Here is an 11,454-nt window from a genome sequence, read left to right as displayed (position 1 = left end):
CGCAGGGGGGTGCGCAAGATCCCCAGAACGGGCATGCGAAACTTTTCACATGAGTGCCGCCAGCCGTCCCCCCCAGCGCTCGAACCGAGCCGCGCAGAGCTCGCACCGCGCCGCCCGTGCCGTGCGCGCCCGCCGCCGTGCCGCCCTGGCCGCCGGCGCCGCCGCGGCCGCACTGCTCCTCACCGCGTGCGGGGAGGGGGGCACCTCCGGCGGAGGCGGCGACACCGGCTTCGTCACCGGCACCGACGGCATCTCCACCGTCCCCGCGGGCGAGCGCGTGGCCGCGCCCGAGCTGTCCGGGGAGACCCTGGAGGGCGAGCAGCTCGACGTCGGCGACTACAAGGGCAAGGTCGTCGTCCTCAACGTGTGGGGCTCCTGGTGCAACCCGTGCCGCGCCGAGGCCAAGTACTTCGCCAAGGTGTCCCAGGAGTACGCGGACCAGGGCGTCCAGTTCGTCGGCATCAACACCCGCGACGGCAGCACCACCGCCGCGCTCGCCTTCGAGAAGGACTTCGGCATCACCTACCCGAGCCTGTACGACCCCACGGGCAAGCTGATGCTCCGCTTCGAGAAGGGCACCCTCAACCCGCAGGCCATCCCCTCCACCCTGGTGCTGGACCGGGAGGGCCGGATCGCCGCCCGCTCGCTGACCGCCCTCGACGAGGAACGGCTGCGGAAGATGCTCGAACCGGTCGTCGCGGAGAAGTGACGTGACGGCCCTGCACACGCTCGCCGCGGAGACGGGCTACAACGGCACGGTGCTGAACGGCGCCCTGCTGGTGGCCCTGCCCATCGCCGTGCTCGGCGGACTGGTCTCCTTCTTCTCCCCCTGCGTCCTGCCGCTCGTCCCCGGCTACCTCTCCTACGTCACCGGCGTCTCCGGCACCGACCTGGCCGAGGCCCGGCGCGGCCGCATGGTCGCCGGCGCCTCCCTGTTCGTGCTCGGCTTCACCGTCGTGTTCGTCTCGGGCGGCGCCTTCTTCGGCTACTTCGGGCAGACGCTCCAGGAACAGTCGGGCGTGCTGTCCAAGGTGCTCGGCGTCTTCATGATCCTCATGGGCGTCTTCTTCATGGGCCTGATGCCCTGGCTCACCCAGCGGGAGTTCCGCTTCCACAAGCGCCCCGCCACCGGCCTGGTCGGCGCGCCCGTGCTCGGCGCCCTCTTCGGCATCGGCTGGACCCCCTGCATCGGGCCCACCCTCGCCTCCGTCCTCACCCTGTCCGCGCAGCAGGAGAGCGCCGGACGGGGCGCGGTGCTGACCGTCGCGTACTGTCTGGGGCTGGGCGTGCCCTTCGTGCTGGCCGCCGTGGCCTTCCGCAAGGCGCTCGGCGCCTTCGGCTGGGTCAAGCGGCACTACGTCTGGGTGCTGCGCATCGGCGGCACGATGATGATCGCGACCGGCGTGCTCCTGCTGACCGGCGCGTGGGACACCCTCGTGGCGGAGATGCAGACCTGGTCCAACGGCTTCACGGTGGGGATCTGACCCGATGAGCGACACGACGACGGACGACACCACGAAGACCGGTGACGACCAGGACCTGGGCGCCGCCGGCTCCCAGCTGTCCACCGCCCCGGTGGAGGACTCGCCCTCGCCCGACCTGCCCGCCCTGGGCGTCATCGGCTGGGCCCGCTGGTTCTGGCGGCAGCTCACTTCCATGCGGGTGGCGCTGCTGCTCCTGCTGCTGCTGTCGCTGGCCGCGATCCCCGGCTCGCTCATCCCGCAGACCGGTATCGACGAGACGCGGGTCGCCGACTTCCGCGAACAGCACGACGTCCTCGCGCCGGTCTACGACAAGCTCGGCCTCTTCAACGTCTACAGCTCGGTGTGGTTCTCCGCGATCTACATCCTGCTGTTCATCTCCCTCATCGGCTGCATCGTGCCCCGCACCTGGCAGTTCGTCGGCCAGCTCCGCGGCCGCCCGCCGGGCGCGCCCCGCCGGCTGACCCGGCTGCCCGCGCACACCACCTGGCGCACCTCGGCCGGCCCCGAGGAGGTGCGCGAGGCCGCCCTCGCGCTGCTGAGGAAGCGCCGCTTCCGCGCCCATGCGGTCGGTGACGCCGTCGCCGCCGAGAAGGGCTATCTGCGCGAGCTCGGGAACCTGGCGTTCCACCTCGCGCTGATCGTGATGCTGATCGCCTTCGCCTGGGGCCAGCTGTTCAAGTCCGAGGGCAACAAGATCGTCGTCGAGGGCGACGGCTTCTCCAACACGCTCACCCAGTACGACGACTTCAGGTCCGGCAACCTCTTCACCAACGACGACCTGGAGCCGTTCAGCTTCGACGTCGAGGAGTTCACCGGCACCTACGAGCGCACCGGACCCAACCGGGGCACCCCGCGCACGTACGAGACCGAGGTGACGTACACCGAGGGCGCGGACGGCGAGGAGAAGAGCGCCGTCATCAAGGTGAACAAGCCGCTGGAGATCGGCGACGCCAAGATCTACCTCGTCAGCCACGGCTACGCGCCCGTCGTGACCGTCCGCGACGGCAAGGGCGAGATCGTCTACCAGGACGCCGTGCCGCTGCTGCCGCTGGACAACAACGTCACCTCCAACGGCGTCGTGAAGGTCCTCGACGGCTACCGCAACCCGCAGGGCGAGAAGGAGCAGCTCGGCTTCCAGGCCTTCTTCGTGCCGACCTTCGGCGGGTCCGCGAGCGGCACGATGCTCTCCCAGTTCCCGGCGCTGGACTATCCGGTGCTCGCGCTCAACGCCTACCACGGCGACCTGAAGGCCGACTCCGGCATTCCGCAGAGCGTGTACCAGATGGACAAGACGAAGATGAAGGAGTTCAAGGACGCCGACGGGGAGCTGCTGAAGAAGCTGCTCCTTCCCGGCGAGACCATGACGCTCCCCGGCGGCGCCGGCTCGATCACCTTCGAGAAGGACATCAAGGAGTGGGCCGGCTTCCAGGTCGTCCAGGAACCGGGCGGCGGCTGGGCGCTCGGCGGCGCCGTCGTGGCGATCGGCGGACTGGCCGCCTCGCTGTTCGTCCAGCGCCGGCGGGTGTGGGTGCGCGCGGTGCGCGGCGACGACGGCGTGACCGTCGTCGAGATGGCGGGCCTCGGCCGCAGCGAGTCCGCGAAGGTGCCGGAGGAACTCGGCGACCTCGCCGGGATGCTCTACGACCGGACGCCCGGCGTACCGGACGACGCACCGGAGCCGAAGGGCACACCGGAGCAGGACGGCACGCCCCCCGAAGACCCCGGAACGCCCGACGGATCCGGAAGAACCAAGTCCACCGACCCCGACTCCCAAGCCGTGCCTGCCGAAGGGGCTGAGCAGCAGTGACTCTCGCCGCCGCGACCAACGAGAACCTCGCGGAGATCAGCAACATGCTGATCTACTCCGCGATGGCGGTCTACACCCTCGCTTTCTTCGCGTACATCGCCGAGTGGCTCCTCGGCAGCCGGAGCAAGGTCGCCCGCACGGCGGCCGCGCTCACCCCGAGGAAGACGACGGGGCAGGCGCCGGCCGTGACCGTGAAGCAGGGCGGCGGCACCGCCGTGCTGGAGCGGCCGAAGGTCGTGGTCCGCGCCGCGTCCGGCTCGCGGGACGTGCCCGACGGGCCCGGGGCGCACGGCGGCGACGAGAAGGGCGACCTCTACGGACGCATCGCCATCTCCCTCACCGTGCTCGCGTTCGCGCTGGCGTTCGGCGGGGTGCTCACCCGCGCGCTGTCCGTGGAGCGGGCGCCGTGGGGCAACATGTACGAGTTCAACATCACCTTCTCCACGACCGCGGTGGGTGTGTACCTCCTGCTGCTGGCGCTGAAGAAGAACGTGCGCTGGCTCGGCCTGTTCCTCACCACGTCGGTCCTCCTGGACCTCGGTCTCGCCGTCACCGTTCTGTACACCGAGAGCGACCAGCTGGTTCCCGCCCTGCACTCGTACTGGCTCTACATCCACGTCTCCACGGCGATCCTGTGCGGCGCGGTGTTCTACGTCGGCGCGTTCACGACGATCATGTACCTCTTCAAGGACGCGTACGAGAACAAGCTGGCGAACGGCGGCAAGCCGGGCAGCTTCGCCACGTCGTTCCTGGAGCGGCTGCCCGCGGCGGCCTCGCTGGACAAGTTCGCCTACCGCGTCAACGCGGCCGTGTTCCCGCTGTGGACGTTCACGATCATCGCGGGCGCCATCTGGGCCGGCGACGCCTGGGGCCGCTACTGGGGCTGGGACCCCAAGGAGACCTGGTCCTTCATCACCTGGGTCGCCTACGCCGGCTACCTGCACGCCCGCGCCACCGCCGGCTGGAAGGGCCGCAAGGCCGCCTACCTGGCCCTGCTCGCCTTCGGCTGCTGGCTGTTCAACTACTACGGCGTCAACATCTTCGTCTCCGGCAAGCACTCCTACGCCGACGTCGGCCTGGGCGTGCTCCAGGCGGCCGGTTTCTGAGCCGAGCCGCCACGCGCCGCACGGAGGCCGCCCCGGACCACGGTCCGGGGCGGCCTCCGCCGCGTTCACTCCCCGATGTCCTCACCCGTCACGCCGGGCGCCGGGCGAGGCCCGGCGTGCCGGGACCGACGCGGACGGCAAGAGTGCCGGCGGCCCGGTGGAATCCGCGGGGCGCCTCGGGCGGCACGTACCGGATCGTCCGCACGGCGTCCCGGTCCGGGCGGCACCGTGATCCCCGCGAAGACCGGCAGGCGCCTGGCACGCGCCCGGCCGAGCGGCTCGAACACGGTGCGGGGCCGCACGGGCACGGCGTCCCGGAGCCGGGCCGGGAGCCGACGCGGGCGGAGGCGGTCAGCCGGCCCCGCCGCGATCGCCGTCCCCCGGCTTGTCGTCCTTGTCCTTGTCGTCGTCCAGCGACTTCAGGAAGTCCGGGTTGTCGTCCGGCGCCACCCACTGCTGCCGGCCGCCGCCCCGGCCCCAGGCGGAACCGCCCGCGCCGGCGGGCTGCCGCTTCTTGCCGGCGATGATCCAGGAGATCGACCCGACCAGCGGGAACAACAGCACGAGGATCGCCCACAACGGCTTGGGCATGTGCCGGATGTCCTCGTCCTTGGTGCTGATGCAGTCGATGAACGCGTAGACGCTCAGGGCCAGTGGCACGAGGAACATGAGCACCCGAAGCATGGGCCTCTCCAGCGAAAGGGGTGGGCGGTACCCGTCCAGCGTAGCCGCTCGGGGATACTGGACCCCATGGCTTACGACGATCTTCGCTCCCTGCTCAGGGCGCTGGAGCGCGAGGGAGACCTCAAGCGCATCAAGGCCGAGGTCGACCCGCATCTGGAGGTCGGTGAGATCGTCGACCGGGTGAACAAGGCCGGCGGTCCCGCCCTGCTCTTCGAGAACGTGCGCGGCTCCGCGATGCCCCTCGCCATGAACGTCTTCGGCACCGACCGCCGGCTGCTGAAGGCGCTGGGCCTGAAGTCCTACGCGGAGATCGGGGAGAAGATCGGCGGGCTGCTCAAGCCCGAGCTGCCGCACGGCTTCGTCGGGGTGCGTGAGGCGTTCGGGAAGCTCGGCGCGATGACGCACGTGCCGCCGAAGAAGGTGAAGTCCTCCGACGCGCCCGTGCACGAGGTCGTGCTCACCGGCGACGACGTGGACCTGGAGTCGCTCCCGGCGCTCTTCACCTGGCCCAAGGACGGCGGCTCCTTCTTCAACCTGGGGCTCACCCACACCAAGCACCCCGAGAACGGCGTCCGCAACCTGGGCCTGTACCGGCTGCAGCGCCACGACAAGCGCACCATCGGCATGCACTGGCAGATCCACAAGGACAGCCGCAACCACTACCAGGTGGCCGCGCGGCGCGGTGAGCGGCTGCCGGTCGCCATCGCCTTCGGCTGCCCGCCCGCCGTGACGTACGCCTCCACCGCGCCGCTGCCCGGCGACATCGACGAGTACCTGTTCGCCGGGTTCCTCCAGGGCAAGCGGATCGAGATGGTGGACTGCAAGACGGTCCCGCTCCAGGTCCCCGCGCACGCGGAGGTCGTCCTGGAGGGCTGGCTGGAGCCCGGCGAGATGCTGCCGGAGGGCCCCTTCGGCGACCACACCGGCTTCTACACCCCGCAGGAACCGTTCCCCGCGCTGACGATCGACTGCGTGACGATGCGGAAGCGCCCGCTGCTCCAGTCGATCGTGGTCGGCCGCCCGCCCACGGAGGACGGCCCCCTGGGCCGGGCCACCGAGCGCTTCTTCCTGCCGCTGCTGAAGATCATCGTCCCGGACATCGTGGACTACCACCTGCCCGAGGCCGGCGGCTTCCACAACTGCGCGATCGTCTCGATCGACAAGAAGTACCCGAAGCACGCGCAGAAGGTGATGCACGCCGTCTGGGGCGCGCACATGATGTCGCTGACCAAGCTGATCGTGGTCGTCGACTCCGACTGCGACGTGCACGACCTGCACGAGGTCGCCTGGCGGGCGCTGGGCAACACCGACTACTCCCGCGACCTCACCGTCGTCGAGGGCCCCGTCGACCATCTCGACCACGCGTCGTACCAGCAGTTCTGGGGCGGCAAGGCGGGCATCGACGCGACGAAGAAGTGGCCCGAGGAGGGATACACGCGCGACGGCGGCTGGCCCGACATGGTCGAGTCCGACCCGGAGACCGCCGCGAAGGTCGACCGCCGCTGGAAGGAGTACGGGCTGTGACCTCGGCCTCCGCCGCCCTCCCGCAGCAGCCGGGCCGCACCAAGGCCTTCCTGCGCCTGGTGATGATCGAGCACTCGGTGTTCGCGCTGCCCTTCGCCTACATCGCCGCGCTCACCGCGATGCACGAGTGGGACCGGAACATCCACTGGGGCAAGCTGCTGCTGGTCACGCTGGCGATGGTGGGCCTGCGCACCTTCGCGATGGCCGCCAACCGCATCATCGACCGCGAGATCGACGCCCGGAACCCGCGCACCGCGCACCGCGAGCTGGTCACCGGGGCGATGTCGGTCAAGCACGCCTGGACCGGCGCGCTGATCGCCCTCGCGGTGTTCCTCGGCGCGGCGGCCCTGCTCAACCCGCTGTGCCTGGCCCTCGCGCCCGTCGCCGTCATCCCGATGGTGGTGTATCCGTACGGCAAGCGGTTCACCGACTTCCCGCAGGCCATCCTCGGTCTCGCGCAGGCGATGGGCCCGGTCGGCGGCTGGCTGGCGATCACCGGGTCGTGGTCCTGGGACGCGGTCGTCCTCGGCCTCGCGGTCGGCATCTGGATCGGCGGCTTCGACCTGATCTACGCCTGCCAGGACGTCGAGACCGACCGGGAGATCGGCGTGAGGTCCGTCCCGGCCCGCTTCGGCGTCCCCGCGGCGATCTGGGGCGCCCGCGCCTGCCACACCGTGACGACGGCCCTGTTCGTCTGGTACGCGGTGCTCACCGGCGCCGGCGCCTTCTTCTGGCTGGGCCTGCTGATCGTGGCCGCCGCCTTCGTCTACGAGCACACCATCGTCCGCCCGCACGACCTGACCCGCGTCAACCGCGCCTTCTTCAGCGTCAACGGCTTCATCGGCATCGCCCTGTTCGTCTGCGCGCTCCTCGACCTGCTGGTGCGCGGGCTGACCGTGTGAGCGGGCGCGTCCAGAGGACCGGCTCGCGGCGTTCAGCGGGGCGGCGGCGGAGCAGGAAGGCCGCCGCCACGCCCGCCGCCAGGCCGATCAGATGGCCCTGCCAGCTGACGCCGGACTGGGTGGGGGCGATCCCCGCGAGGATCGAGCCGCCCCAGACCGCGGCCACCAGGACACCCACCAGCACGCCCAGCGGACGGCGCTCGACGAAGCCGCTCACCAGCAGATAGCCGAACAGGCCGAAGATCAGGCCGGAGGCGCCCGCGGTGTTGCTGTCCGCGGGGGAGACCAGCCACACGCCCAGACCGTCCGCGACGACGATCAGCGCGCACACGACGAGGAACCGGCGTATCCCGCCGAGCGCGGCGAGGAAGCCCAGCACCAGCAGCGGCACGCTGTTGGCGGCCACGTGGGAGAAGCCGAAGTGCACGAAGGCGGACGGGACGACGTCCACCAGCTCGGACAGGGTGCGCGGCACGACGCCGAAGCCGTCCAGCGCGTGCCCGGTGGCCACGTCGACCACCTCGAGCACCCACAGCAGCGCCACCCAGCCCGCCATCAGCACGGCGGCGGCCCGCACCCGGTCGCCGCGCGACCATGTGAGACGCGTGTCCGTCATCGTCCACCCCCACGCCGGGCCGTTGTCGGGTAGAACGCCCGGCACCCCTGGGCCGGTTCCCGCCCTGCGACTTTGGATAGGCTCGGTCCCGTGAACCCAGCCAAGCCAGGAGAGACGCGGCGATCGCCTTGGATCGTAGGGGTCTCGGGCGCCTCCGGCACTCCCTACGCCGCCGCCGTGCTGCGTGGGCTGCTCGCCGCGGGGGAGAGCGTCGACCTCGTCGTCAGCCGGGCCTCGCGGCTCACCCTGCTGGACGAGACCAAGATCGCCTTCCGGGACGCCCACTGGCGTGACGACCTGCGGGAATGGCTCTCCCGGGGGGCGGACGGAAAGCCGGACACCTTCTCCGTCGACCTCGACGGCGTACGGTACTGGGCCGCCGGGGACCTCGCGGCCGGACCGTCCTCGGGGTCGTACCCGAGCAAGGGCATGCTGATCGTGCCCGCCTCCACGGCGAGCGTCGCCGGGGTGGCGCTCGGGCTGTCCAAGGATTTGTTGCAGCGGGCGGCGAGCGTCACCCTCAAGGAGGGCCGCCCGCTGGTCGTGGCCGTACGGGAGACCCCGCTGAACGGCCAGACGCTGCGGCACCTGGTGACGCTGGACGACGCGGGCGCGACCGTGCTGCCCGCCTCACCGGCCTTCTACGCGGGCGCGACGCACATCCAGGACCTGGTGGACTTCGTCGCCGGACGCGTGCTCGACGCGGCGGGCGTCCCCCACACCCTGTACCGCCGCTGGGAGGGCGAACTGGGCGGCGGATCCCGCGCGGACGGCTGATCCACCCGCCCCGCGGCCCGGTGCCCCCGCCGGACCGCGGACGCACCACACGGCACCACCTCTCGGAAACTCCGTACCTCTTCAGTGGAAGGCATCGATTCGATGGACGCGGTGGACAGGCAGCTCATCCAGGCCCTGCGGGAGAACGGCCGGGCCTCGTACGCGGAGCTGGGGCGCCTCGTCGGTCTGTCGGGACCCAGCGTCACCGACCGCATCAACCGGCTGGAGGCGGCCGGCGTCATCACCGGTTACCGCGCCACGGTGGACGCCGCCTCGCTCGGCCTCGGCGTCACCGCCCTCATCGGCATCTCCCTCTCCGACGCCGCCGACCACGAGGACGTGGCCCAGCGGCTGAAGGACCTCCGGGAGATCGAGGACTGCTGGTTCATCGCCGGCGAGGACTCGTTCATGCTCAAGGTGCGCGCCACCGACGTGGACGGCCTGGAGAGCATCATCCGCCGGCTGTCCGGCACCAAGGGCGTCTCCCGCACCCGCACCACCATCGTGCTCTCCACCAAGTGGGAGAACCGCGTGGGTGAGCTGCCCGAGGAGACCGGCTGACCGGGGCGTACGGTGGGGCGAGTCGGTCTTTCGGAAAGAGGTAACGGCATGGACGTCGGGCTCAAGCGCGAGCTGGAGGAGAAGGTCCGCTCCGGTGAGCGGCTGACCCGCGAGGACGGCATCGCGCTCTACGAGTCGGACGACCTGGCATGGCTGGGCGGACTGGCGCACGAGGTGCGCACGCGCCTCAACGGCGACGTCGTGCACTTCAACGTCAACCGCCACCTCAACATGACCAACGTGTGCACGGCGTCGTGCGCGTACTGCTCCTTCCAGCGCAAGCCGGGGGAGAAGGACGCGTACACGATGCGCATCGAGGAGGCGGTGAAGCTCGCCGAGGAGATGCGGTCGGAGAACCTCACCGAGCTGCACATCGTCAACGGGCTCCACCCGAACCTGCCGTGGCGCTACTACCCGCGGTCGCTGCGGGAGCTGAAGGCGGCGCTGCCGGAGGTGTCGCTGAAGGCGTTCACCGCCACGGAGATCCACCACTTCGAGACGATCTCGGGGCTCGGCGCGAGCGAGATCCTCGACGAACTCATCGACGCGGGGCTCGAGTCGCTCACCGGCGGCGGCGCCGAGATCTTCGACTGGGAGGTCCGGCAGCACATCGTGGACCACGACACCCACTGGGAGGACTGGTCCCGCATCCACCGGCTGGCGCACGAGAAGGGCCTGAAGACCCCGTGCACCATGCTCTACGGCCACATCGAGGAGCCGCGCCACCGCGTGGACCACGTGCTGCGGCTGCGGGAGCTGCAGGACGAGACCGGCGGCTTCCAGGTCTTCATCCCGCTGCGGTACCAGCACGACTTCGTGGACATGAAGGACGGCAAGATCCGCAACCGGCTGCAGGCGCGGACGCAGATGGCGACGGGGGCGGAGGCGCTGAAGACCTTCGCGGTGTCGCGGCTGCTGTTCGACAACGTGCCGCACGTCAAGGTGTTCTGGGTGATGCACGGCGTGCAGACGGCGCAGCTGGCGCTGCAGCACGGGGCGGACGACATGGACGGGTCGGTGGTCGAGTACAAGATCACGCATGACGCGGACAACTTCGGCACGCCGAACAAGCTGACGCGCGAGGATCTGCTGGACCTGATCCGGGACGCGGGGTTCCGGCCCGTGGAGCGGAACACCCGGTACGAGATCATCCGCGAGTACGAGGGCCCGGACCCGGCCCGCCGCGAGTCGCCCCAGCCGATGCGGGTCTGACTCCCGTCAGGGGGTTCCGGCCGTCGCCGTCCGCGGCGGAGTGGTGGGCCGGTCGCGCAGTTCCCCGCGCCCCAAAAGGGCGCGGGGAACTGCGCGACCGGCCCATGACGACCCGCACCCGGGTCGGTGCCGTAACCCCTGCGGCGGTGGCCGCCGGAATTCGACTGCGGTCCTGCGGGGGTAAGGGCTAGCATCGCACAATGCCCCTTACTTTCACTGTGGACCCCGACGTCACCCCCGCCCTCCGCGACGGCATCCTCACCCTCTGGACCGACGTCTCCAACGCCGGCGGAGCCGTCGGGTACGTGCCGCCGGTGACGCGGGAGGACATCCGCCCCGGCCTGCTGCGGCAGTTCGCCGACATGGCGCAGGGGCGCTCCCGGCTGGTCGTGGGGCACGACGAGGAGGGCCGGGCCGCCGCGACGGCGTTCCTCACCCGGAACGACCACCCCCTGATGACCCACTGGATCTGGCTCTACACGGTGATGGTCCACCCCCGCCACCAGGGCAAGGGCTACGGCCGTGACCTGCTCGCCGAGGCCGAGCGGACCGCCCGCACGATGGACGGCGTGCAGGCGATCCGCCTCGGCTGCCGCGGCGGTCTCGGCCTGGAGCACTTCTACGCCTCCTGCGGCTACAAGGAGGTCGGCCGGGTCCCGGGCGCGATCCGCGTGGCGCCCGGCGACGACCGCGACGACGTGATCATGCTGCTCACGCTGACGTGAGACCCGTACGGGCCTCCACCGCCCCGTACCGCCCCCGCACCCCGCTGAAAGATCGG

At 70.8% G+C, this 11,454-nt stretch carries 12 protein-coding genes; 10 read left to right on the top strand and 2 right to left on the bottom strand.

The annotated features are described in order from the left end of the window. Nucleotides 1-49: 49 nt before the first annotated feature. The 4 genes from C1708_RS14225 to ccsB are packed head-to-tail and all read left to right on the top strand — an operon-like array spanning nt 50 to nt 4,397. Complete coding sequence (locus tag C1708_RS14225; RefSeq protein WP_106413026.1) at nt 50-709, top strand: TlpA family protein disulfide reductase; 660 nt, start codon at nt 50-52, stop codon at nt 707-709. 1 nt (nt 710) lies between these two features. Next, on the top strand, nt 711-1,484 hold the full coding sequence (locus tag C1708_RS14220; RefSeq protein ID WP_106413025.1) for a cytochrome c biogenesis CcdA family protein: 774 nt from the start codon (nt 711-713) through the stop codon (nt 1,482-1,484). Between the two features lie 4 nt (nt 1,485-1,488). Continuing rightward, nucleotides 1,489-3,291 carry a cytochrome c biogenesis protein ResB gene (gene resB / locus C1708_RS14215; RefSeq protein ID WP_106413024.1) on the top strand — a complete coding sequence of 601 codons (1,803 nt, stop codon included), beginning with the start codon at nt 1,489-1,491 and terminating at the stop codon, nt 3,289-3,291. Beyond that, nucleotides 3,288-4,397 carry a c-type cytochrome biogenesis protein CcsB gene (gene ccsB, locus C1708_RS14210; RefSeq protein ID WP_106413023.1) on the top strand — a complete coding sequence of 370 codons (1,110 nt, stop codon included), beginning with the start codon at nt 3,288-3,290 and terminating at the stop codon, nt 4,395-4,397. Before resB ends, ccsB begins: the two co-directional genes overlap by 4 nt. 351 nt (nt 4,398-4,748) lie before the next feature. Here ccsB and C1708_RS14205 read toward each other — a convergent pair whose 3' ends face one another. Continuing rightward, nucleotides 4,749-5,081 carry a PLD nuclease N-terminal domain-containing protein gene (locus C1708_RS14205; RefSeq protein WP_106413022.1) on the bottom strand — a complete coding sequence of 111 codons (333 nt, stop codon included), beginning with the start codon at nt 5,079-5,081 and terminating at the stop codon, nt 4,749-4,751. A 66-nt stretch (nt 5,082-5,147) separates the two neighbouring features. Between C1708_RS14205 and C1708_RS14200 the strand changes: the two genes are divergently transcribed. Both C1708_RS14200 and mqnP read left to right on the top strand, forming a co-directional pair. Further along, nucleotides 5,148-6,605, top strand: coding sequence for a menaquinone biosynthesis decarboxylase (locus C1708_RS14200; protein WP_106413021.1), 1,458 nt, complete (start codon nt 5,148-5,150; stop codon nt 6,603-6,605). Beyond that, entirely contained in the window at nt 6,602-7,507 is a 906-nt protein-coding gene (gene mqnP, locus C1708_RS14195; RefSeq protein ID WP_106413020.1) for a menaquinone biosynthesis prenyltransferase MqnP, read from the top strand. The genes C1708_RS14200 and mqnP overlap by 4 nt, the downstream gene beginning before the upstream one ends. Here mqnP and C1708_RS14190 read toward each other — a convergent pair. Next, entirely contained in the window at nt 7,443-8,123 is a 681-nt protein-coding gene (locus tag C1708_RS14190; RefSeq protein ID WP_241911250.1) for a rhomboid family intramembrane serine protease, read from the bottom strand. The genes mqnP and C1708_RS14190 overlap by 65 nt on opposite strands. Nucleotides 8,124-8,213: 90 nt before the next feature. On the opposite strand from C1708_RS14190, the gene C1708_RS14185 reads away from it, so the two are divergent. The 4 genes from C1708_RS14185 to C1708_RS14170 all read left to right on the top strand — a co-directional run bounded on the left by C1708_RS14185 (nt 8,214) and on the right by C1708_RS14170 (nt 11,398). Beyond that, a complete protein-coding gene (locus tag C1708_RS14185) occupies nt 8,214-8,900 on the top strand; it encodes a UbiX family flavin prenyltransferase (protein ID WP_106413019.1) in 687 nt (228 codons plus the stop codon). 102 nt (nt 8,901-9,002) lie between these two features. Continuing rightward, nucleotides 9,003-9,461 carry an Lrp/AsnC family transcriptional regulator gene (locus tag C1708_RS14180; RefSeq protein ID WP_106413018.1) on the top strand — a complete coding sequence of 153 codons (459 nt, stop codon included), beginning with the start codon at nt 9,003-9,005 and terminating at the stop codon, nt 9,459-9,461. 48 nt (nt 9,462-9,509) lie between these two features. Next, nucleotides 9,510-10,673 carry an aminofutalosine synthase MqnE gene (mqnE, locus tag C1708_RS14175; RefSeq protein ID WP_106413017.1) on the top strand — a complete coding sequence of 388 codons (1,164 nt, stop codon included), beginning with the start codon at nt 9,510-9,512 and terminating at the stop codon, nt 10,671-10,673. A gap of 200 nt (nt 10,674-10,873) precedes the next feature. Next, nucleotides 10,874-11,398 carry a GNAT family N-acetyltransferase gene (locus C1708_RS14170; protein WP_106413016.1) on the top strand — a complete coding sequence of 175 codons (525 nt, stop codon included), beginning with the start codon at nt 10,874-10,876 and terminating at the stop codon, nt 11,396-11,398. The last annotated feature ends 56 nt before the right edge of the window (nt 11,399-11,454 follow it).

This window comes from Streptomyces sp. DH-12, assembly GCF_002899455.1.
Lineage (GTDB): Bacteria > Actinomycetota > Actinomycetes > Streptomycetales > Streptomycetaceae > Streptomyces.
Note: the sequence above shows the minus strand (reverse complement) of the source record. Positions and strands in the feature narration are given on the sequence as shown.